Genomic DNA, 22,550 nt, shown 5'->3' with positions numbered 1-22,550 from the left:
GCATAATTGTCTTTACATCGACGGCATTATTTACTTGACACTTTCCGCGACCGCGGACGCGCCCTGAGGGCACCCTTGGCCTCGTTCTGGCGGGCAATCAGCGCCACGAGGTGCAAGAGGTGGTCGACGCGGAAGTGCGAGCGTCCGGCCGACACCCTCTCGAACGGATCTGGCGCAACCGCGTTGGTCCAGGCGGCCGTCAGGCGGCGTACCCGGCCACTGTCATCGTGAAAGTAGACGCGCTCCTCGCCCCAGGCATTGCGCCGCTCGATCAGAACGAACTCGCGTCCGAAGAGGGGGTGGAAGGGATGGGTGACCTGAAAGACTTCTTGCCCATCGACTGCATCACGTGCAGTCGGCTGCTCATTTGAAGGGGAGGATTGAAAGACCTTTTTCCTGGATCGAAGGCAATTTCCTGGCCGGCCGGACGTTCCGCGATTTCGCCGACCTGAACGCGCAGGTGCTGGCCTGGTGCGAGAACGTCGCCAATGCCAAACCGAAGCGCGCTCTGGGGGTGGCGCCAAGCGCCGCCTACGCCGTCGAGAGGCCTTGCCTGCAGCCGCTGCCGGCGGTGCTGCCGCCGGTCTATCAAGTCGTCGAGCGGGTGGTCGATCTGCAGGGCTTCGTGTCGCTTGAGACGAATCGCTATTCGGTGCCCGAGCGCTGGGTGGGCAAGGCGCTGAGCGTCTATCTGTATGCCACCGAGGTCAGGGTCTGCCGGGGTGAGCAACTGCTCGCCGTGCATGCCCGCCTGCTTGGCGTGCGCGATACGAAGCAGAAGCTCCCCGGGCATCACCCGACCCCGCAGCCGCGGCCGCGCACGCCGCCTCGCGAGGCGACATTGTTGCAGGGGCACGACCCGCTGCTCGATGCGTATGTCGCCGCGCTGGTCCGGCAGGCGCATGGCCGGGGGGTGCGACCGCTGCGCCGCTTGCTGGACTTCAAGCGGACCTATCCGAAGGAGCCTTTGCTGGCAGCCGTGGCACAGGCGCTGCAGTTCGGTCTGTTCGACATGGGTCGCCTGGAGCACATGATCCTGCAGCAGGTGGCGGGGGATTTCTTCAATCTCGACGATGGAGGTGATGATGCGTGAGCGTCTGAAGGCTTTGCTTGGGCAGATGCGCTGGTCGGGGATGGCGGCGGTGCTCGATGCGGAACTCGATTTGGCCGAGCGCCAGGGGACGCCGGTTCCGGAGGTGCTCTTCCGTCTGCTCGGCGCGGAAGACGCGGCCCGACGTGAGAAGAGTCTGGCTTATCGCCTGAGCCAGGCGCATTTGCCTTGGCCGTGGACCTTGCAGTCGTTTCCGTTTGCGCGGCAGCCGAGCGTGAACAAGGCGCAGGTGATGACGCTGGCCGGACTGGAATTCCTGCGCCGGGGCGAGAACGTGTTGTTGATCGGTCCGCCGGGGACCGGCAAGTCCGGGATCGCGCTGGGATTGCTCCGTGAAGCGTGTCTGAACGGTTATCGCGCACGCTTCTTCAACGCGCAGGCTTTGCTCGACGCCTTGTATGCCTCGCTTGCCGATCGCTCGACGGTGGGCCTGCTCAACCAGTTGTGCCGCATGCCGCTGATCGCCATCGATGAACTGGGCTACCTCAACCTGAAGCCGGAACAGGTCAACGCCTTCTTCCGCCTGATGGATCAGCGCTATAGCCTGGGGCTGTCAACGCTGATCACGACGAATCTCGATCTGCCCGACTGGTACGAGCTGTTTCAGAGGAAGCCGCTCGTCGATGCGCTGCTCGACCGACTTCAGCATCGTTGCATCATCCTGCGCTTGAGCGGACCTTCTCTGCGCAGCGAGCCAGGAAGCGCCCCGACGATCGCGACGGCGGCCTCGGTAGCGGCGGCGAAAGGCTCGGCGTCGAGGAGCATCGCCCCAACGAACGAGTCCGCGGCGTCCTGAAGGCGCGGCGGCGTGTGCACTGGATCGCTCGCCGGCGGCTGAGCTGCTCGCCCGCTCGCGCCCTGACCGCCGCCGGGAGGGTCACCATAATCAGTAGCTGAAACGGCGATCGGCGCGAATTCGATCCACGCAAACACCCGTCTCCAGGGCAGTAAGCCCGATACTGCCGCGCTTACTGCCACCCCTCAGTCTCGCGCCCCTCCGCGGCGTCAAGGGAGGCTTCGCCAGGCTGCAAAAAGCCGCAGCCTGCCCTTGACCCAGCTCCGAGGCCTCCCTGCCGCACGCGCCAAGCGCATCCATTTACCGTCAAAAAAATCCCCGTCGGACGGAGCGTGTCGCCGCGCCGCCGCGCCGCCACAAAACCTCATTCGATCACAGCCGGCATCGCGCAGATGGCCGACTCCTGCGCATCTCCTGGATCCGTTCTAGTGAGCGAAAAAGGGTCAGGTTTCGTGAGCGTCGAGGCGCTGGCGATTGTCACCAGCCTCCTGGTGGCCCTGCTGTTGCACCGCAAAATGGGTCAGCACGGAATCGAGGACGAGAAAGCATTGCGCAAGCAGGACCGGCGCCAGACCTCCGCGACCGACGGAACCGATCGCCCCGACTGGAGCACCCCGGTATTCCGCTACACCTCGAAGGTGAGCCGCCAGGTCCTGCGCTTCTTCAAGCACTGTTTTCACAAACCGGCCTCGCAGGCGCTTTATGAGGCCCAGCTGCGGCCATTGTTATTGGCATACCTATGAGGCAACCGGACACCGTTGCTCGAAAAGCTTGGGCCGAGGAGTCTGGATTACCGTGAAAGAACACCCTCCTGAAGGCGAGCGAATCTCTGGCACTTGATGCCATTGAGAGCAACAGGCGGGAAGAGTAGCTCAGGCGGCAGCGGGGATAAAACCGTGCTTCTTGAGCATCTTCAACCAGCGAGGGGCGTTGCGTGCAACAGATAGGGCTTCGAAGTCGGTTGCCGAGTCCCGGTAGTGCGTCTGTCGGCTGATCAACAGGAAGACCGTTTTGAGAATCTTGTGGGCGATGGCGACGATGGCGCGCTTATGCCCTCGTCGCAAGCGAAGCGCCTCGAACTTGGACTTGAAAGCACATCGCGTCCGACTGGCCGCGTGCGCGAACTGGCAAAGCAGGCGTCGGACCCAGGGGTTACCTTTTCGTATCCGTCCGGTCTTTCGCTTGCCGGCGGACTCGTTGTTGCCAGGACAAATGCCCACCCATGAGGCCAGTCGATCAACCGAGCCGAAGGCGCTCATGTCATTACCGATCTCGACCAGCAGCAAGGCGGCACCGACGGCGTCGATGCCGGGGATGGTCTGCATCAATGCCAGCGTGCTTCGGTAGGGTGTCAGTTGATCGAGCAGATACTGGTCGAAACGATCGATACGGCGTTCGAGCTCCTCGACGTGCGCGATCAATTCATGCAGCACGAAGCGGTGGTCGGCGGTGAGTTCGCCGTCGAGCGCGTCGAGCAGTTCCGTACGGTCGGCCTTGAGACGGTTGCCGGCGAGCATCAACACCTCGGCGGGAGAGTGCTCGGCGATCAGCGCCTTGACCATCGCCCGCCCGGCGACGCCGTGGATGTCGCTCACCACCACCGACAAACGAATGCCGCCGTCGGAGAGGATCTTGTGCACGCGGTTCTTCTCGCTCGAAAGGATGCCGACCAGCTGCTGGCGTTGTCGCCCGACGTGGCGCAAAGCCCGAAACTGTGCCGGCGGCACAAAGGACGCGCGTAGCATGCCGGCTCGCGCCAGCATCGCCAGCCACTGCGCATCCGCCCAGTCCGTCTTGCGGCCGGGTACGGTCTTCACGTGCCGCGCATTGACCACCGTCGCCACGATCCCGACCTGTTCCAGCGCCGCATGCGGACTCTTCCAGTAGATGCCGGTGCTCTCCATGACGACCATCTCGGCGCCGTGAGCGGCCACCCATTGCGCCATCGCCTGGCGGTCACGCTTGAAACCACCAAACTCGGCCAACTCGACACTCGTCTGGCCGGCCTCATCTTCCGTGATCGCACAGGCCGTGATCTTCGCCTGATGAACGTCCAGCCCGACGACACGCTTGTACAGTTTCGCCAGTTCCATCCGTTACTCCTTCCCCGTAAAGTCACGAACGGGTGGGAACGGCGCTTGACCGAAACAACCTGCAGGGTTGCCCCTGCGGCCTTTTTACCGTGCGCTCTCTACGAGGCAATCCGGGGTACGAGTCGGTTCAGCGGGTCACGTTAGGCATCGGGGTCCAACCACCATCTCATTGCTCGACCTCTGCCGTTTCCACCCACTCGTATTTTCTTTCATCATCCGGGGTGGCGCGAGCCGCCTCACGCAATGACCGTTAGGGCCGGACGTAACACTCCCGGCGAACGCTTTGCGCAGCAAACCGTCGTCTGGCAAGCGAAGCGCAGCAGGGATTGGCGACGACGGATCGATAAGCGCCGCCGGGTATCGACGCACGGGGTTTGAATGGGATTTGATCTGGGGTCCGGCCTTACGCAGACACCTTGATCTGGTATCGCCATCGCGGCGACACTTCCGAGAACGCGATCAAGGAACTGAGGGTCTATGTCGTTTCGTGTGGAACCGGCGACAACCGACCTGTGTGGCTGCGCAGACATGGCCACCCCGACCAGCGGCGTTGCGAGCGTTGAAGGCGCTGTCAAGGGCGGGCGAAGCCCGGCGAAGCGAACCCTTTACTGCGCCAGAAACGCTAGTAAGCTCAAGGGCTTGGGGCTGGTTGCGGTTTTTTCGCGGCCAGGCCTCGAGCCCGTCCGGCGGCGAGGACTTCCCCGCCCTCGGGGGCGGGGTCAGGGGTGGGGGCGCCCGAAGGGCTCGGCACAGGCATCGGCCCCGTTCCACACGAAACGACACAAACCCGGAACTGACGATTGGCTTCGGCATGGAGCGCATGCCCTGCGGACAGTTTGCCGCCAATGCCGCCTTCTTCCGCATCGGCGTCATCACCCACAAGCAGTTCGTCCTGTTCAAGCATGCCGCCCTCGACACCGCCGGGTAGCGCCACAACGTCGTTACCGTTCGCTGGCGTCTGTTTCATCGGCTGTACAAGGTTGTGCGCCATGCCGGCTCGTGGGTAGTGAAGGCTGCCGCAGAGACCGTCAAAACGATCCACAGCCTTCGTATCCGTAACTTCGCACAGGCCATGACAAGTCCTCCAGAGCAAGCGGCCATTCTTTCTCGATACGCCGGAAACATCGGCTCGGCCAGAATTCGCTTCAGCATGCCATGGGGCATCCTCGCGCCCAGCTTTTGACTGCTAAGCGACCTTCGGCACGCTCTGGCGCAGGCTAACTCGCGCCTTGCGGTGCTCCAGCGCAGGCCAGAGCCCCGGCATCAGGTCGGCAAGAATTCCTATCGCGGAATTTGGCTTTGCTCTCTCAATGACTTGCGAGCGATCCTGTGATAGAAACCAGACATACGTCTGGCGCGCCCAGGTTCTTCGCTGCCAACCCTGTTCGACTCGGCAAGAAAGATATGACCGAACATCATCCGTCAAGAAAGCATCCTTTCCTTTTTCCCGACGATTTCGGTCGCCAGCACACCGAGCTACTTTGCGGCAGTTACCAGCGGTTCACCGGCAAACCCCTGCTGGCACTCGCTGCAGGTGCGTGTTCAACGATCCTGTTCAACGCTTCGTTTGCGCTGGTTTCGCACGGCACCCAGGCGGATCCGGTTTTCAACTTCGCGAACCAGACCGCTCTCGAACTGTTCGAGATGACCTGGGACGACTTTACCGCCTTGCCGTCGAGGAAGTCCGCAGAAGCCGCGAACCGTGCCGAGCGTGCGCGGCTTCTGGCACGCGTTAGCCAGCATGGTTACATCGACGATTACGCAGGCGTACGAATTTCATCGTCCGGGCGGCGCTTCCTGATTGAAGACGCTGTCGTCTGGAACGTCATCGATGATCGCGGTGCTTACCATGGCCAAGCCGCGGTATTCGACAAATGGTCTTACCTGTAGAGGGCTACCGAGGTGAACAATCGAACAAGGATGCATAGCGAGCAAGGCGCTGCGGGCGGGAGCAGAGATGCGTGAGCGGGTGATTATCGACTTTGAAACCACCGGCCTGTCGCCACGGCTGGGCGACCGGGCGACCGAAGTCGCGGCGGTGGTGATCAATGAAACACGAATCGTCGACCGCTACCAGAGCCTGATGAACGCCGGGCGCAGCATTCCGCCCTTCATCGAGCAACTGACCGGCATCAGCAATGCGATGATCCGCAAGGCGCCGGCGGCCGAGACGGTGATGCGGCAGTTGTTCGCCTTCGTCGGCGGGCGCCCGCTGGTGGCCCACAACGCGTCTTTCGACCACGCCTTCCTGGCCGCCGAACTCGAGCGCATTGGCGAATCGCCTGTCGGCGGACTCCTCTGTTCAATGAAAGTAGCGCGCCGAATCTATCCCGAAGCGGACAATCACCGCCTGGTAACGCTGGTCCGCCACGCCGGCATCGCGGTCACCGGCCAATACCACCGCGCGCTCGCCGACGCCGAAATGACCGCCCTGCTGTGGTTGCGGATGGAGCACAAGCTGCAGCGCGACTTCGCCCTGCCCGAGGTGTCGCTGGAACTGATGCAGCGCATCCAGAGCGCCCCGTGCAAGAGTCTCGGCAGGTGCGTAGATGCTTTCAAGCGACGCGCCTGTGCGGCGTAACCGCCGCGCGCGTGCACAGCCGGCGTGATCGTCACCGGGCGAGCGTGTCTGGACGCCGCCGACGACGACGTTCGCCGCGCGATCGCGAGCGTGCTCGCGAACCGGCGAGCGATTTTCCCCGCGTTCGTCGAGGGCATCCGACCGCTGGGCGAAGCCGAACTACCGGAGGCGCAGCAAGCGCTGCTGCGATTTCAGGCAACGAACATCGACAATGGCGGCTGGCAAGCGACGATGAGCGGGCTGATTCACGAACTCGAGGCGGTCATTCGCAACGCCGAGTCGCGCCGAGCAGCAAGACACAAGACAAGCCCCCGAAGCCGTTGCGACCCGCGTACGCGACGAGCAGCGGTCAACCGAAGCATCGCAGTCAGGAGGACCATGAAAATTGCCGTGATGGGTGCCGGCGCCGTCGGCTGTTACTACGGAGGAATGCTGGCCCGCGCCGGCCACGCAGTGGTCTTGATCGGCCGTCCGCAGCACGTGGCCGCGATCTATCGCGATGGCCTGTTCATGGATACGCAGTCATTCCATGAGTACGTGCCGGTTCAGGCCAGTACCGACGCCGCCGCCGTAGCCGGCGCCAAGCTGGTGCTCTGCTGCGTCAAATCCACCGATACCGAGAGCGCCGCAGCGGCGATGGCACCGCAGCTTGACCCTGACGCCGTCGTCCTGAGCCTGCAGAACGGCGTTGATAATGCCGAACGCTTGCAAGCGCTGCTGCGCTGCGACGTCGCACCGGCGGTGGTCTACGTCGCCACCGAGATGGTTGGGCCAGGCAGGCTCAAGCACCATGGACGAGGCGAACTGGTCATTGCAGCCTCGGCACGCGGCGACGACCTGGCGAAGCTGTTTGCCGAGGCCGCGGTGCCGGTACAGGTTTCCGACAACGTCGTCGGTGCGCTATGGGCCAAACTGATCGTCAATTGTGCCTATAACGCCCTGTCGGCAATCAGCCAGCTGCCGTATGGTCGCCTGGTGCAGGGGCTGGAGGTCGAGCCGCTGATGCGCGACGTCGTGCACGAATGCCTCGCGGTCGCCCAGGCTGCCGGGATCACCGTCGCTCCCGACATCTGGCAAGCCGTGCAGCGCATCGCGCACACAATGCCTGGGCAGCTGTCGTCAACCGCGCAGGACCTGGCGCGCCAAAAGCCCAGCGAGATCGATCATCTCAACGGCTACGTCCTCCGCCAGGGCCAAGCGCTGGGCATCCCGACGCCCGCCAATCGTGCGCTGTACGCGCTGGTCAAGCTACTCGAATCGCGGTAGCGCGTCGAAAGCACTTGCCGTGCTATCACTGACCGCGCGAAGCGGCGCGGCCGCCGCACCGTCGCCCGAGCAGGTCAATCACCCCCTTATCCTTGTTGCGGCGCGCCACATAATTAAAGTTTTAGCTTAAGTCATAGCTAACGTGCACTCGCTATTTCGCATGTTGCGATGCAATATGAAATCTGACGTCCTGAAAGACAGGGCGCCGAGGGCAAATCGAAGATCCTGAGTCGCGGCGCTTTGCCATCTTGGCCGCGAACCGAATGTCTGCAAACCTGGGAGGAAGGAAAATGACAACGATGACCATCGAGAAATCCCGCAAGGCACCGACGCCGGCGCTTCGGGTCCCACCCGAACGCATCGGGCTGGGTTTTCAGGGTGGCAGTTTTCTCGCTGGCGCGCTCAGCACGGGAGTCGTCAAGGCCTTGATCGAGCGCCAGATCTTCGACCGGATCGGCGCCTTCTCGGGCACCTCGGCCGGCGCGCTGGTCGCCGCGATGTGCTGGAAACACCAGCTCGCCGGCACGGTGAATGAGCTTCCAGAGCAACTCAAACAACAGTGGCTGGCGAATGCGACCGGCGTCATTCCAAACCAGCAGACCGGCGATTTCCTGAAGCTCCTCGACCGCCAGTGGTCGCTCAACCCGTTCTACTTCCACCTGTGGAAGGAGCTGATGTTCGTTCCCAAACTGCACCAGGCTTTCGAGCGCTGGGTGGCGGACTATGTCCAGCCCAAGGAGTGTATGCAACTACTCTACGAGCGCTACGTGCAGGAGCAGCTGGCACAGTCACTCGACGACTGGCGCGACCGATCCAGGAGCGCTTTCAATAACGATGAACGACGCACACGTCTGCTGGTCAGCACCACCGAGATCCATCGCGGCGAAATCGTCGTGATCGATGACGAGGATCTTTTCGACGCCTTGCTGGAAGCCTTCGAGATCGCACTGAGCGAACGACTCAACAATATGGAGCGTGAGCAGGCGATCGCCGGCGCGCGCAGCAGGGCAATCGAGGTAGGCGCCGAGTACATGAGCAAAGCGCTGATGGCGTCGGGCTCACTCGACGACCTGAACGGAATGACGAGAATAGAGGAGATCCAAGGCCTCAAGAATATCAAGCACAAGGGCCACTACCTCGACGGCGCCTGGGCCGAAAATCCGCCGATGAAGGAGCTGATCGACTCGCGTATCGACGAGATCTGGATGGTCGAGGTGTTCCCGAAGAAGTGCGAAAGCGAACCCGAGACACACGAGGCTCGCCAGGACCGCAAAGAGGAACTCTGGCAGAACGCGCTCGTTGAGCAGCAGTTGTACTTCATCCGCAAGGTCAATCTCTGGCTGCAGTCGGAACGGCTGCTCGATGATGGCCGTCTGCAAGACCTGCGGCAGAAACTGATAGAGCGCTTGAACGGCGGTGACGTCGCACTGCTCGAAGCGTTCAACAACGGCGTCGCGCATCCGGACTATTTCGCGACCGCCGAAGCGAAGGCCGCCGAAATGACCAAGGTCTATCGGCCGGTGACGACCCGCTGCATACATTTGCCGACGGAGCTGCAGCCGCTGACCGCCGGAGCGCGGATCGTCAATTCGCCAAGCTACCTGGTCGACAAGATGGACGTCGGCTACGCCAGCGCGTTGCGCTTCGTGAGCGATCTTCCTTACACGCTGCCGACGCCGTGAGGCTTTGCCAGTAAAGCGTCCGGGCGCCTGGCAGTGGGCACCCTGGCACTGCGCGCGCCGAGGCCGACGCCACGGCGCGATCAGTATCGACCAGCGCCTACAGCACTGCGCTAGACTCTGTGCTCAAGCGACGCGACCAGGGATTGGCCAATGAGGAGTACGCGTCGCGACGGCGCGCCTCCGTCCAAACGGCACAAGCTGCGATCGATCTGGAACCCTTGAATGCCGCGCCCCCGTCAGCTTGCCAACACGCCGTGAAGGAACGCCCCCTTCTGGAGGACTGCGCAACGACGCACGAACGCCGCGAACATCCCGGAACGTCATCGCCACCCAGACCGGCAGGCGCAACGGTGATCCTGGTGCACGGCCTGTGGACACCGGCGGCCATTTTTGCCGTGCATAGCCATTGGCTGAAGCAGGCGGGCTACCGGACGCTACGCTTTGCCTACCCGAGCGTCCGCGCCACCTTGTCTGAGAACGCCACGCGGCTGCGCAGCCTCATCGCGGCGACCAGCGCCCCCGAGATTCATCTGGTCGGCCACAGCCTCGGCGGCCTGATCATTCTCGAGATGCTGGCGCACGACCCGGATCCACGCCTACGCCGCGCGGTCCTGCTCGGCACACCGTGCCGCGACAGCCATTGCGCGCGGCGACTGGCCAGCGTGGTGGGGATGAGCGCGCTGCTTGGGCGCTCGATCATGGAATGGCTATCGCGCGGGCCGCTGGCCGCTGCCGCGCCGCAATCACCGCAAGTGGGCGTGCTGGCGGGAACTCGCAGCGTCGGCCTGGGCCGCGTCGTGCCGGGTTTGCCACGGCCCAACGACGGCGTCGTGGCGCTGGCGGAAACACGATTAGCCGGTGCCGCCGATCTCGTCGCCCTGCCGGTCGCACACTCGGAGATGCTCGCTTCCCGAGCTTGTGGCGTGCAAGTGGCGTCGTTCCTGGCGTCCGGTCGTTTTCTCCATGCTCAGCAGGCCTAGAACTCCTTTCTGGCGGACACCGTTGGCGCTGCTGGCGGCGATGTCGCTGGCCCTGGTGGTGACCGTGACCGGCTGCAGCAACGTCAGCTATTACGCACAGGCGATCAGCGGCCACCTGGCGGTAATGCGCGCCGCGCAACCGATCGACCAAGTCATTGACGATCCGGCCAGCGATCCGGCGCTCAAGGAGAAGCTGGCGGACGTACAGGCGATACGCAATTTTGCCAGCCTTGCGCTGGCGCTACCCGACAACGGCAGCTATCGCCGCTACGCCGACCTCGGACGCCCCTACGTGGTGTGGAATGTCTTCGCTGCACCGGAGTTTTCTCTGCAAGCCAGGTCGTGGTGCCTGTTGATGGTTGGCTGCGTTAACTACCGCGGCTACTACGATCGGCACGATGCCGAAAGGCTGGCCGCACAACTGCGCCAGGACGGCTATGACACTTATGTCGCCGGCGTACCGGCCTACTCGACCCTTGGCTATTTCGATGACCCGGTGCTGAACACTTTCCTGCGCCTCGGGACGCTCGAAGTGGCGCGCACGGTGTTTCACGAGCTGGCACACCAGCAGATCTTCGTGGCCGGCGACACGTCGTTCAACGAGTCCTTCGCCACCGCTGTCGAGGACGAAGGGATGCGGCGCTGGTTGGCGACGAACGCAACGCCCGAGGCGCGCGCCGCCTTCACGGCGCAGAAGCGACGCAAGACAGAATTGATGGCCCTGCTACACGACTACCGCCAGCAGTTCGTTGCGCGCTATGGAGCCGCCCGCTCGAGCAGCGAGCAACGCGACGCCAAGGCCGAGCTGCTCGCGGCGCTGCGGCGCGACTACGCCGTGCTAAAAGTCAGCTGGGGAGCTTACGCCGGCTACGATCAGTTCTTTGGCGACGACCTGAACAACGCCAAGCTTGCCTCGCTCTCTCTTTACAGCGAGCTGGTACCGGCGTTCGCGGCACTGCTCGAACAGCAGAATCATGACTTGCCACTCTTTTATCGACGCGTCGCCGCGCTGGCGGCGCTCGACAAGGACGCCAGGCGCGATGCCCTACAGCAGATTGTCGCCGCCGCCGCTGAATCCCGGTACGGCGCCGACGACCAGGCCGAAGGCGCCTTGATCCTTGCCAGAAGCGGCTGCGGTGCCTGTCAGCCAGACCCGTCGTCAAGCCGACGAGCATTGCCGCCGCCTGCCGGCACGGTGGGCGACAGGCGTTGAGGCACGGCCGTGCCACGCTCGGTGCCGGCACCAGCAGAGAGCCTGTACCATGCCTAGCCATGCACGACCAAACCGATTACTACCACACCATCCAGCTGCGTCCCAGTTGGCGAATGCGCGCGCTGAACGCACTGCTGCGCCGGATGACTGCCATCGCGTTTACCGAGCACTGCTGGCGCAGGGCTTTAATCCCCGCAGCATCGTGTTCGCCGGCGATTCCGCCGGCGGCAATCTGGCGCTGGTGACCATCCACCGGGCAAGACGGCCGGCGAGGCGCTGCCGAGCTGCGCGGTCTTGCTCTCGCCAGCACTCGACTGCACGATGACCAGCCCGAGCATGGCCGACTATGACGGCCAGGACCCGATTCTCCATTTGCGGACGCTGCTGGTCCTGCGGCGCTGCTACGTGCAATCGCCGCACCAGTACGTCGATCCCGAAGTGTCGCCGCTGTTCGCCGATTTCCGCGGCTTTCCACCGCTATTGCTGCAAGCCGGCAGCAGCGAAATGCTGCGCGACGAAGCGGTTCGCGCAGCCGACAAGGCGCATGCGGCAGGCGTCGATGTCGAGCTCGAAATCTGGCCCGAGGTGCCACACGCGTTTCAGATTGCGCACTTTCTTCCCGAAGCCGGCTTGGCGGTCGACCACATCGCGCGCTTCGTGCGTCAGCGCACCGGCTGGACCACTCGCTCTTGACGCTACCGGGAGGCAAGCGCAGCTGGCCGACGCACCACGAGACCCGCATCGTCGAAGACCGGCTGCGCTGCTTCGGCGAACCATCGCTCAAAAAGCAGTCCTGTCGCAGCGGCACGTCTCTGAGTTAAATGAAATTTCTCTGGAATTCTGCGCGTTTCATTCCTATACTCTCTGAATAACAAGAAACGCCATGACCTTTCCAGAGGAGACTTGTAATGGAGATTGGCTCTTCCCCGTTCTTACCCGAGGCTTTAATGGTCGATTTTCCAGAAATCGACGCCCAGCACGAAGAAATTTTCACCCGTATCGAATCGCTCAAGACCGCCTGCTTCGAAAGTTCTTATGTACCGATTGAAGCTTTCCACGGTTTGCTCGAACTTTTCGAGCAGCATTTTGCGACCGAAGAGCGACTCGCCGGCGAAGCAGGGCTGGACTTTACCGACCACGCCAAGATTCACGCGAGCACCTTGCGCGTGTTATGGAAGGCCTTCGGCGACGTCCTCAATGGCGGCAACGACGCGCATGCCTTCCTGCGTTACGCCGAGTACTGGTTCGAACGTCACATCAGTGAAGACGACCGGCTTTTCGTGCAAGCCCTGCAGTCCAGTCACTTCGCGCATCCAGCCATGCCCTGGCCGGCCGCCAACCACTCTTTCTCGGCGCGCGTCTGATTGAATGATCGCCGCCGGTCGGCGATCGCTATCGGTCGTGACCACTCGAGACGCGTCACGACCGTTTTCCTCCACTTGTAGTGCGCATTCCGCAGCTTTTACCGTTCCACGCCGGAATCGTTCGACGGGCTGGACGCACGCGCCGTGTATTCCCCGTCTCCCGCACGGCGCTTCACCTGCAACGTGGGGAAGAGCTTTGGTGAATCGCTGACGCGACCTTCATCTTAATGTCCCAGATCTATCTGGCGGGGCCCGCGTCCACCGTCCCAGAAGCGAAGCGTACCGTCGGCCGATTGGGCAATCGTTGTTCCGTTGCCGGCGGCGACAGTGACCACGCCTTCGGCGATCTTCGTCGGCTCGACGGCAAAACCCCTGCCCCACACCCACAGCGAGTCGTCGGCGAGAATTGCCGCCGAATGCGATTCGCCGGTGGCTATTCCCTTGACGCCGCCGAGAATGACGCCCCAGGAAGTGGCCTTGTCGCCCAGACCGTGTGTAGACAGCGGTCCATGGATATTGCCACCGGTCCCGAACACTTGCCCGCCCTTGTCGAGATACAAGGCATGACCGGTATGCGCTCTGACAGCCAGCGCCTGTGCGGCCGTCTTGACGAATTCGCTGGTCGCCGCCAGGCGGCCGTCGCCATATTGACCCCGATTGGCGGCACCACGAACGTAGAGATCGCCGGCCTGATTGATGTAGTAGTCCGTGCCGTCGCCAACGGCGGCAGCGATGACCTTTTCGGCGATCTTTCGTGGCGGCTCGCGGCCGGCACCCTGCCACAGCGTGCCGCTCCGATTGATCGCCAACCACCCCGAGCTGCCGGCAGCGAAGCTCACCACGTCGCGCATCAACAAGGTGGCGTTGGCCGACGAGCCCCACCAGTACAGCAGCGTGCGGTCCTTGCGCAGGGCGTAGTAGGCGTCTTTGCCGACGCCGACCTGAACGGCATCGGCAATCATCGCCGTCGGCCGGCCGTTGCCCCTCCAGCCGTAAGCCGTGCCGCCAACGATCGCCATATGCTGGTCGTAATACGACGCGAGACCTGCTCCAGAGCTGTCGGCGACGGCGTTATGGCCGCTACCGAGCAGCGCCAACAGGACCAGCGGCAACGTCAGCCGCGTCCGACCGGAAACGCGTATGGCTGGCAGCGCCTTGTTCGTGCATGCATGCATGGCTTTCTCCGATTCTTCTGAATGCCAGAACCAGACAACCCCGCCAGCCGGCGCTACAGCCGATCGCACCACAGGCGAGCGGCACTGGCCGAGTGCGGGAACGGAATTCGTTCCATCAGATAACAAAGGCAGTCCTGCCGCACGGCACGTGCATCGAGAGTCAGCATCGCCGGCGTTGACGCCCGCCGGAGACTGATCGTGCCGTCGCCGCAGGCGAAAAACTCATCGGTCACATCACGTTGGCTCTCATCGCGGACGTCGAGCGGCAAAGCCGCGCGCGTGCGCCCGAAGACCGTTCCGGGATCGAGCTGCCGGAAGTTCATATGATCGAGCCGCGGGTCGAAGTCAATGTCGGCCAGCGCATCGCCAAATCCGAACGATACCGCTGCCGGTATGCGCACGGTAGCCACCGTGTGATAGAGGTCGATGTCATGCTCATGCACATCGTGTGAAGGGAACTGCGCCAGATGCAGGCAGGCGTCGATGAAGTTCGCCGCGTGCTCCTCGTTCGCCGGCTTGCCGGCCTTGCCGCATTCCAGCGTAAGCGATGGGCAAAGTGGTGAAAACGCCGTCGTTTGTGAGCCCGCCAGGCCGCGGAACCAGACCACCGTACGCGAGAACAGCAAGGCCAGGTGGAGGACAGACTGATCAAGGCTATTGACCACGCAATAGAGTGGATTGATGCCGGTGTTATTGTGGATATCGATGCTGGCGAAGAGCCCACGGGCCTGCATGATGCGATGCACCTCGCTCATCGCCACGTGCTCGGGCGCCGTTCCGTGCAGTTCGGTACCGGGCCAGACGCGATTGTAGTCGGGTTGATGATCGAGCCGCCGCAAGCCCACGCGGGCCGCCGCGACATTGCCGACCAGCAGCGACAAGGCCCGCGGCAGCTGCCGATCGGTGTAGTTTCGCAAGACCCTCTGCATCGCTACCACGCCGCTGTCTTCATTGCCGTGCAGAAGGACAGAGACGAGCAATGGCGCCTCGCGTCGTCCAGGGAGATGAATCAGCGTCGGGCCGGAGAACAGCCGGTGGAGTTCGCGAGCCGGCGTGTGCAGAAAGCTATCCGGCAGGGTTTCGAGTACGGTCAACATAAAGGGAGGGCTTATATCGGCCACTCATGCACAGGCGTGAGACGGCTCTGATGGTCAAGGTAATCGGCTGTGAGCCGGAAGAAATCCTGGTATTTCGCGTAGTGTGCCAGTTGCCAGGCGGCACCGTTCTGGCGGCTTCGCAGACGTTCGCTGAGCACCTCGACGTAGCGCTCGATGTCGGCGGACGCCAGACCGAGTTCGACCAGACCTTCGCGCGCCAGCGGCAAGAGTTCGCGCAGCAGCAGTTCAGCGACGTTTTCACGGCGGCCGTTCGACCACTGCAACTGTGCCTCCAGACCATAACGTGCCGCACGATAGAAATTATCGCACGCTACCGCGAACGGCAACTGCGCTTCAGGCGCGATCGCCTGCCTGGCAAGCATCCGCACGGCACCATAATAGAAGGCCGCGTTGGCCATCATGTCGATGACGCTGGGACCGGCGGGCATGACACGCTGCTCGACCCGCAAGTGCGGCACAGCGTCCCGATCGAAGCCGATCAGCAGTCGATTCCAGCGCCAGATGGTGCCGTTGTGCAAACGCAGATGCGCGTAGGAGTGCACCGGGCCCGGTTCGTTGAAGGGCAGCAGCACCGGATACGACGACAGGTTTTCGGCGAAACACTCGGTCGGATCACTGCCCAGGTAGCCCGAGCCGAAGGTGACACGCGTGTGTTCGGCATGGCCGGGCTCGCAGCAGGCGACGGTCTGCTCGAACAAGGGGATCCGCGTTTCGTGCCACAGCGCGCGCCCGAACAGGAAGGGCGAATTGGCGGCCAGAGCAAGCAGCGGTGCAGAGAGAATCAGCGACGCGTTGTAAGTGCGGGCGACCTCGCTGGCCGGCGTCTGCAGGTGCACCTGAAACGACGTCGTCGCCGCCTCGAGCATCACATCGGCATGGGTCAGGGAGATCCTGTCGATGCCGGCGATGTCGAGCGCCAATGGCCGGCCGCCGCGCATGCGCAGGATCTGCTCGTTGAGCGCCGCGTAACGCTTGAACGGCGACATGCTGGCCAGCGACAGGTCGCGTTCGCGCAGCGTCGGCAGCGTGCCGATGGCGATGATCGACGCCCCGAGGTCGGCGGCCACGCGTCGGCACTGTTGCCAGGTAGCGGTGAGTTCGCTTTCGAGCTGCGACAGTGCTGTAGCGCGCAATTCCTGCGGCGTGCCGTTGATTTCGACGTTGAACATCGACAACTCGGGGACCACCAACGGGCTGTCCATCCGTTCCAGAAACGACACATTGCGCGGCACCGGGAAAAAGTGCTCATCGATCAGCCAGGCCTCGAGCTCGAAGCCCGCGACGACGCCGACACTGGCGAATTCGCCGTTCGCGTAAGCGTCGCGTGCGTGCTGCGTTTCCAGCTCGAGGCGCTGGCTGAAACCGGCAAAATCTTCCGCCGTGAAGCCGTCGCTGCCAATCTCCTTGCCCATCGGCCACCCCCTCAAAGTGCGCTACGCAACGCTCCGTTCGCTAGCCGAGCCGGATTCATCGTCGCCTGCCGTCGATCACGTTCGCTCTCGTCGCCACGACGGCGGCAAGCGCTGCTTATTCCTGCCGAGCGCCAATAGTCGCTTCGCTATCCCTGCGAAGACGGGCGATTTGGCAGTCGCGAACGAGACTTTGGCGGTCATGCCGGCAAGACTCGAGCCGCTTTCGTCGTCACCTTCGCATGGCCATTGCTGGCCTAATGCCGGTACACGTGAACTGGCTCCATCTCGGCCGGCACATAGTGCGTCAGCAGGCGCTCACCCGGCAACCAGTCGTGCACCAGATAGCCCCCCGGTTCGAGCGTATAGGCCAGCGGCCCGTCCTGCAACGCGATCTGGTGCGCCGGTGATGGGGCGATCCTGGCTGGCCGGCCAGCGAAGCTGCTGCTGACAAAGCGGTGTACGTGCCCGCAAAGAAGCGCCTCAACCCGCTCGTGCGCCGCCAACCATTGCGCCAGGAAATCTTCACCGCGACAGCGTATGGCGTCCATGCCAGCGATACCGACGTCGAAAGGTGGCTGGTGCTGCGCGAGCAACACCGGCCTGTTCGCCGGGCACGCGGCATCGAGCCAGGCCACCTGTGGCGCCGCCACTTCACCCCACTCCTTACCGGGAACCACCGTGTCGAGCAGCAACAATGTGCCATTGCCGAGATCGAGCCGCTGACAGCACAGCACGTCGTCACTCCAGGCCTGCTCCGGAAAGACCTCGCGCAAGCCGGCGCGACGATCGTGATTGCCAGGCAACAGCGCGTAGGGAAAGGGCAGCGCAGCGAGCCGACTGCGCAATAGCTGGTACTCTTCACAGGTACCGTTGCTGACCAGATCGCCGGTAATCAGCAGCAATTCCGGCGGCGCTGTCGCCAGAACGCGTCGCAGTGCCCGGTCGAGCGCCACCAGCGTATCGACCGATCCGTAGAGCGGTTCGCTGCACAGATGAAGATCTGAAAGTTGAACGATTTTCATTGCCGGAGCTTAGCAAAAAAACTGATCGCGCCGCATAAAACGTAGACAGCGAATTCTCGCTTCTCGCCTCCGTTTCAGCCCGGAAACCCTGCCATGCGCTACTGTCGTGGCTCGCTTTGGCAGGCGGTCGAACAGCAGCCATTTGCCGCCGTGCGCCATGATCGCAGGCCTGCCTCGTAGCCTGCTTATCGCCGCTAGCGACTACGCCGCGCCGCGGAAGTCGCTTGCACCCGTCGGCCGCGGATTGGCTGCGCGTCTTGCGGAAGCTTTCGGCCACTCGGACCGCGTACTACTGAGCCTGCCGCCTGTTTGAGCCGCAGGTCGAGAGGGCGACGGCAAGTTTGTCTCGGCGATACTGATCAGGGGGTAGCGGGTGCCGGAAAAAGCTGGCAAATATCGCTTGATTGCCCCGCTAAGCTCTTCGCATCTCCCTCACCGCCGGCCTGCAGGGCAGCCAATAGCCGGCGCGTCGATGCGACCCCGGAATGCCGCGACGCGACTACGGCCGGGATGCCAGGCGACGCGACCACCACGCAAGGCTCAGCGGATCTGCGCCAATGCCGTCGAGAACCGATCTTTGTTCATGACGAAGCGAGCACTTTCCGCGTTGGCGAACTTTGTTGCGGCGTCGAGGTTGACCGGCTGGCCGACTTGCACGACACCGACCATGCCCATTCTGAGGTGCGCCTCGCATCCGTAGAGGTAGATACCCTCCTTCGCCAGCCTGATCCGTGTCTCCTTGTCGTACCCGCTCTTCCACGCTTCAGCGCCATCGGGAACGAGCAAGCTTTCGGTCGTATGTCCCTTGCTCGACGGGCTGAACACCAGCGTGTCTCCGACCCTGGCTTTGACGAAAACCGGTTCGAAGGCCAACGGACCCTCCGGCGACGCGTCGACCATCCGGATCACGATGTCTTCGGCATGCGCGCCGGCAACCCCAAGCGCACAGAACAGGGCCAGCACGCGAGCGACTGCCTGCACGCGCGCCATTCCCCGCCCCGAGCATCGGCCGAGGCAAGTTCAGATTTCCTGATCTCGGAGGAAACCGGGTTGGCACTTCAGACAAGAGTGAAGGTCATTCTTGCCCCGGTTTCCGGATGCGGAAAATCTTGCAGGGTGAGTTCCTCGAGGAGCGCGGCGATAGCGCGATCATGAGCTGGGCTGGCCATCCGGTGAATTTTGATGGTCAGGGTGTTGGCTAGCGCGTTCGGTTCGATGTCAGCGGAAGAAACGAACAATTCGCGAATGAGCGCACGTGCGTCGTCCTCCTTCTTCAAGTGGCGGCGCAATAGCGCCACCATGGCGGTCTCGGCCCGGTAGGCGACCATTTTCACGGTATCGCAGAGCATCTTGTTCAGCGGCGGCAGTTGGGTCGGTCGCTCGGCCTCGGGCAGACTGTCGATCGTCACCTTTCGGGGGCTTGCCTTGCGCGCCGCGCAAAGTCGCTTGAGCTCCTCCTGAACGGCCTGCAGTGCTTCGACAGACTCGGCGTTTTTCTGGATTTCGCCACCGTCGTTCAAGGCCGTCCTGGCGATTGCGGCCTGCAGTTTTCTTTCGCTCTGGCGGGTTTGCCTGACGGCCTTGTCGAGTTCCCGCCAGCGGGGGTTAACGACCTGGTGAGTGCCGGGAAGAGATTCGTCTCCGTACTCGATAAGCCCATCAATATCATAATGTTCCATCATGTACGCGAAGTAGTTTTCCTGGCACCAACGGGCGAACATCCGCCCAGCGATGGTGGTGTTTCCGAGTTGCCGGGCGGTCGTGATCACGGCTGTTTGATGTCCCGTCTGGGTCAGCCGACGAACTTCGCTCACGGCCAGGCTGCCATCGCCTGTGCCGAGTCGGGTTTCGCGCATGGCGAGTTTCATCCCGGTGCTGCCGCCTGCCGGCAGATGGACTTCCTGTTCCTGAAACACCTCTTCGGACCAGAGGTCCTTGACGTTCTTGCGGTAGGTCAGTGCGCCGATGCGCTGTTTCCAGAGTCTGCCGAGGAGACTCTGGGTGGCCCCTTCCCGATCGAAGACCATGACAAACCGGTGCAGGGTCGGGTCGGCGTCCAGTTCGGCCGGCGTCGGCTGTCCCGGGACAATCTCCAGCAGTTGGGGGACGATGTCCTTGAGCAGGGTCTCGGCGAGTCCGTCATTGAGCGGCTGCGAAACCACAAAGAACGGGCGACCCAGGGCATCGTTAACCCAGTAGTCGGTGGTGCCCCGCAGGCACAGGCGTTCGCGCGAGACGTAGCGCTTCGACAGCCTGGCCTGCTCGCCGTGATACACCCGAACATGACCATCGACATACAGGTAACCCGCTTCTTCTGGCTCACTTTCCATCCAGAGCTTCGCGAGATCCCGCATCCAGGCTGCCGGGTCACCCGTCTTGGCCAGCAGATGGACCTTTTCCCGCAGGGTGCGGACTTCCGGTACCCGGTCCAGGCCGATGACTTTGCCGAGTTCTCCGGGCGAGGTTTGTCGCAGATGTTCCGGCCGCTTGATTCGCCCCAGGGCCATGAAGCCGAGGACGAGAAGGATGTGCAAGGCGCTGTAGAATCCCCGGGGCAGCTTGAGATGGCGATCCAGGCCGGTCAGTAGCCCGTTCGCGCACAAGGCCGGCAAGCCGGCCAACAGCCCCCCCATCGCCACATCGTGGCTCGCTTCGAAGCGCGTCGTCGCACCGGTCGCCAATCCCAGCGCCGTTTGGATCCGCTCGTCGGCGCGCGTGCAGGCGGTGCCCATCCCCGCGGCGGCTTCCGCATCCGCCCGGCTGCGCTCACTCTTGGTGCTCGCCGCTTCCAACTCCCCTGCCTCTTGCGGCAAGGCGGCCAACTGCGGCACGCCCTGGCGCCGGATCGCCTTGCGCAGCGTCGACTCCTGGACGCCCACCTGCCGTGCCACTTCGGCAGGACGCTTTCCCTCGCTCAACAGCCGCGCGCATTCGGCACTCTTGTCCGGCGTCATGATCCGCGGCCGGCTCGCCGCCGCCGGTCGAAAGAAAGACGATGGCCCGGCTTTGCGGCTTTGTCCCACCCAGTTCATCAGCGTGCGGTGCGGGATGCACAGCGGTGGCCTTTCCAGTTCGACCGCCTTGACGTGCCCGTTCTCCATCAGGCTGGTCAGAGCGAACCTGCGGCCAGCGTCGTCTCCTACGGGGTGCGAGAAGTAATTGTCTCCCCCAACAAAGTAGATCGCTTGGCCATCCTTCTCCAGAATCGCCAACCCTTCTCCCACTTTCTGCGCACCATCCGGAAACCCTGGAAGCCACGATTGCCTCAACGTCTGCTCCTCCTTGCACTCCTAGTGTCTAATTGCATTATTAACCGGTAGTAACTATCATGCTTCTCCATTGCTTCGTGGTGGAGGAGATGTGGTGGGACGTGTGGCGGTGGCGCTGTCTTGCACAGCGGAGGTGAAGGAGGAATTGGAGCGTATGTCACGGAGTCGCAGTGGCGAGGTTCGCTTGGCCGAGCGAGCGAGAATCGTGCTGGGTTGTTTGGAGGGTCTGCGAAACGACGAGGTTGCCCGCGCAGTTGGCGTACGTGCGAACACGGTGGGGCTGTGGCGTCGGCGCTTTGCCGAGCATGGTTTGTCGGGCTTGCGTGATGCTGCGCGGCCGGGCAAGCCGGCGAAGTACGGGCAGGATCTGCGTGACCGCATTCTGGCGCAACTCGAACGGACACCGCCGGAAGGTATGGCAAGTTGGGATGGTGGTTCGCTGGCGAAGGCGCTGGAAGTATCGGACGATGCCGTGTGGCGCGTGTTGCGTCGGGAGGGCATCCAGCTGCAGCGGCATCGCTCCTGGTGCGTGAGCACGGACCCAGAGTTCGCCGCCAAAGCAGCGGATGTCATCGGGTTGTACCTTAACCCACCTGAAAACGCGCTGGTCCTGAGCGTCGACGAGAAACCCTCGATCCAGGCTCTGGAGCGTCGGCGCGGCTATGTCCAAACCAGTAGCGGAAAGGTGGTTCAGGGACTGAAAAGCACCTACAAACGCCATGGCACGGTCAACCTGTTCGCCGCCCTCGAAGTGGCCACCGGCGTCATTCGAGGCAAGACTACCCTAACCAAGAAGCGCGCTGATTTCCAGGCCTTCATGGAGGAGACCATCGCTGATGAACCCGTCGACCGTGAGATCCACGTCATCTTGGACAACCTCAACACGCACAAGAAAAACGACGAGTGGCTCGCCGCTCACCCCAACGTCACCTTTCACTTCACGCCCACCAGCGCCAGTTGGCTAAACCAAGTGGAGATTTGGTTCGGCATCTTCCAGCGCAAGACCCTGAGAAACGCCAGCTTCTCGAGCCTGGATCAACTCGTTGCCGCCATTCACAGCTTCACCGCGGCTTACAACCAGAACGCCGCCCCATTCGCCTGGCGAAAGCGAGAGGTCAAGGGCGCGCAGCTGCGGAATACTATCGTTAATCTATGCAATTAAACACTAGCGAAGCTTGGTTTATGCCATAAGAAAATCATGGCCGTCAAAATAAAGTGCCACGTGCAATTCCGGAATTCTACCTACATTCCCGGCCGGGATCAGGAAATCTGAAGTTGGCCGAGCGGCCGATTGCCGCGCCGTCGCACGGAGCACGCGATGGTCACTCCCCTGCAGCATCTTCTCATTCATGGCGTTCACCTCTGGTTATCACGTAGTAATGCTTGATCAGACAGCGCGTCGCGGCCAAGGTTACGGCCTGCGCGGCCGGACAGAGCAGGCCTCCGGTCGCCTTTGGTCGCATTCGCC

The 22,550-nt window shown here is 62.8% G+C and carries 21 protein-coding genes and 1 pseudogene; 13 read left to right on the top strand and 9 right to left on the bottom strand.

Features of this window, described 5'->3' with window-relative positions; translation table 11 throughout:
- Window positions 1–26 precede the first annotated feature (26 nt).
- Window positions 27–524 carry a DUF5372 family protein gene (locus QZ656_RS09760; protein WP_291993194.1) on the bottom strand — a complete coding sequence of 166 codons (498 nt, stop codon included), beginning with the start codon at window positions 522–524 and terminating at the stop codon, window positions 27–29.
- On the opposite strand from QZ656_RS09760, the gene QZ656_RS09755 reads away from it, so the two are divergent.
- The 3 genes from QZ656_RS09755 (at window position 416) to QZ656_RS09745 (ending at window position 2,650) form a co-directional block, all read left to right on the top strand.
- A complete protein-coding gene (locus QZ656_RS09755; RefSeq protein WP_291993234.1) occupies window positions 416–1,093 on the top strand; it encodes a hypothetical protein in 678 nt (225 codons plus the stop codon). The genes QZ656_RS09760 and QZ656_RS09755 overlap by 109 nt on opposite strands.
- Entirely contained in the window at window positions 1,086–1,907 is an 822-nt protein-coding gene (istB, locus tag QZ656_RS09750) for an IS21-like element helper ATPase IstB (RefSeq protein ID WP_291993031.1), read from the top strand. Before QZ656_RS09755 ends, istB begins: the two co-directional genes overlap by 8 nt.
- Window positions 1,908–2,239: 332 nt before the next feature.
- Window positions 2,240–2,650: a hypothetical protein gene (locus QZ656_RS09745; protein ID WP_291993193.1), complete on the top strand. Its 411-nt coding sequence runs from the start codon at window positions 2,240–2,242 to the stop codon at window positions 2,648–2,650.
- A 129-nt stretch (window positions 2,651–2,779) separates the two neighbouring features.
- Here QZ656_RS09745 and QZ656_RS09740 read toward each other — a convergent pair whose 3' ends face one another.
- Window positions 2,780–4,000 carry an IS110 family transposase gene (locus tag QZ656_RS09740; protein WP_291991569.1) on the bottom strand — a complete coding sequence of 407 codons (1,221 nt, stop codon included), beginning with the start codon at window positions 3,998–4,000 and terminating at the stop codon, window positions 2,780–2,782.
- A 1,404-nt stretch (window positions 4,001–5,404) separates the two neighbouring features.
- Here QZ656_RS09740 and QZ656_RS09735 point away from each other — a divergent pair.
- From QZ656_RS09735 to QZ656_RS09695, 9 genes and pseudogenes are all read left to right on the top strand, one after another.
- Window positions 5,405–5,890, top strand: a complete 486-nt coding sequence (locus tag QZ656_RS09735; RefSeq protein WP_291993192.1) for an MEKHLA domain-containing protein — start codon at window positions 5,405–5,407, stop codon at window positions 5,888–5,890.
- Between the two features lie 67 nt (window positions 5,891–5,957).
- Window positions 5,958–6,581 carry a 3'-5' exonuclease gene (locus tag QZ656_RS09730; protein ID WP_291993191.1) on the top strand — a complete coding sequence of 208 codons (624 nt, stop codon included), beginning with the start codon at window positions 5,958–5,960 and terminating at the stop codon, window positions 6,579–6,581.
- A gap of 378 nt (window positions 6,582–6,959) precedes the next feature.
- Window positions 6,960–7,847, top strand: a complete 888-nt coding sequence (locus QZ656_RS09725) for a 2-dehydropantoate 2-reductase (protein ID WP_291993233.1) — start codon at window positions 6,960–6,962, stop codon at window positions 7,845–7,847.
- A gap of 290 nt (window positions 7,848–8,137) precedes the next feature.
- On the top strand, window positions 8,138–9,529 hold the full coding sequence (locus QZ656_RS09720; RefSeq protein WP_291993190.1) for a patatin-like phospholipase family protein: 1,392 nt from the start codon (window positions 8,138–8,140) through the stop codon (window positions 9,527–9,529).
- A 254-nt stretch (window positions 9,530–9,783) separates the two neighbouring features.
- Entirely contained in the window at window positions 9,784–10,509 is a 726-nt protein-coding gene (locus QZ656_RS09715; protein WP_291993189.1) for an alpha/beta hydrolase, read from the top strand.
- Window positions 10,493–11,722 carry an aminopeptidase gene (locus QZ656_RS09710; protein ID WP_291993188.1) on the top strand — a complete coding sequence of 410 codons (1,230 nt, stop codon included), beginning with the start codon at window positions 10,493–10,495 and terminating at the stop codon, window positions 11,720–11,722. Before QZ656_RS09715 ends, QZ656_RS09710 begins: the two co-directional genes overlap by 17 nt.
- A gap of 59 nt (window positions 11,723–11,781) precedes the next feature.
- Entirely contained in the window at window positions 11,782–11,967 is a 186-nt protein-coding gene (locus QZ656_RS09705) for a hypothetical protein (protein ID WP_291993187.1), read from the top strand.
- Window positions 11,892–12,415 (top strand): annotated as a pseudogene (locus tag QZ656_RS09700) (alpha/beta hydrolase fold domain-containing protein). The gene QZ656_RS09705 and the pseudogene QZ656_RS09700 overlap by 76 nt, the downstream one beginning before the upstream one ends.
- Window positions 12,416–12,630: 215 nt before the next feature.
- Entirely contained in the window at window positions 12,631–13,086 is a 456-nt protein-coding gene (locus QZ656_RS09695) for a hemerythrin family protein (RefSeq protein WP_291993186.1), read from the top strand.
- Between the two features lie 224 nt (window positions 13,087–13,310).
- Here QZ656_RS09695 and QZ656_RS09690 read toward each other — a convergent pair whose 3' ends face one another.
- The 6 genes from QZ656_RS09690 to QZ656_RS09665 all read right to left on the bottom strand — a co-directional run bounded on the left by QZ656_RS09690 (window position 13,311) and on the right by QZ656_RS09665 (window position 21,025).
- Window positions 13,311–14,261, bottom strand: a complete 951-nt coding sequence (locus QZ656_RS09690) for a hypothetical protein (protein ID WP_291993185.1) — start codon at window positions 14,259–14,261, stop codon at window positions 13,311–13,313.
- A 53-nt stretch (window positions 14,262–14,314) separates the two neighbouring features.
- Complete coding sequence (locus QZ656_RS09685; protein ID WP_291993184.1) at window positions 14,315–15,358, bottom strand: M14 family metallopeptidase; 1,044 nt, start codon at window positions 15,356–15,358, stop codon at window positions 14,315–14,317.
- Window positions 15,359–15,369: 11 nt separating this feature from the next.
- A complete protein-coding gene (locus tag QZ656_RS09680; RefSeq protein WP_291993183.1) occupies window positions 15,370–16,791 on the bottom strand; it encodes a glutamate-cysteine ligase family protein in 1,422 nt (473 codons plus the stop codon).
- A gap of 254 nt (window positions 16,792–17,045) precedes the next feature.
- The gene (locus tag QZ656_RS09675) at window positions 17,046–17,813 is read right to left on the bottom strand and encodes a phosphodiesterase (protein ID WP_291993182.1); all 768 of its coding nucleotides are present in this window, start codon (window positions 17,811–17,813) and stop codon (window positions 17,046–17,048) included.
- Between the two features lie 540 nt (window positions 17,814–18,353).
- Window positions 18,354–18,803 carry a plastocyanin/azurin family copper-binding protein gene (locus QZ656_RS09670; protein ID WP_291993181.1) on the bottom strand — a complete coding sequence of 150 codons (450 nt, stop codon included), beginning with the start codon at window positions 18,801–18,803 and terminating at the stop codon, window positions 18,354–18,356.
- 68 nt (window positions 18,804–18,871) lie between these two features.
- On the bottom strand, window positions 18,872–21,025 hold the full coding sequence (locus tag QZ656_RS09665; RefSeq protein ID WP_291991531.1) for a helix-turn-helix domain-containing protein: 2,154 nt from the start codon (window positions 21,023–21,025) through the stop codon (window positions 18,872–18,874).
- Window positions 21,026–21,176: 151 nt separating this feature from the next.
- Between QZ656_RS09665 and QZ656_RS09660 the strand changes: the two genes are divergently transcribed.
- On the top strand, window positions 21,177–22,244 hold the full coding sequence (locus QZ656_RS09660; protein ID WP_291991544.1) for an IS630 family transposase: 1,068 nt from the start codon (window positions 21,177–21,179) through the stop codon (window positions 22,242–22,244).
- 18 nt (window positions 22,245–22,262) lie between these two features.
- On the opposite strand, the gene QZ656_RS09655 is transcribed toward QZ656_RS09660, so the two are convergent.
- Window positions 22,263–22,433: a hypothetical protein gene (locus tag QZ656_RS09655; protein WP_291993180.1), complete on the bottom strand. Its 171-nt coding sequence runs from the start codon at window positions 22,431–22,433 to the stop codon at window positions 22,263–22,265.
- Window positions 22,434–22,550: the final 117 nt, after the last annotated feature.

Source organism: Candidatus Accumulibacter sp. ACC003 (assembly GCF_907163085.1).
GTDB lineage: Bacteria > Pseudomonadota > Gammaproteobacteria > Burkholderiales > Rhodocyclaceae > Accumulibacter.
Note: the sequence above shows the minus strand (reverse complement) of the source record. Positions and strands in the feature narration are given on the sequence as shown.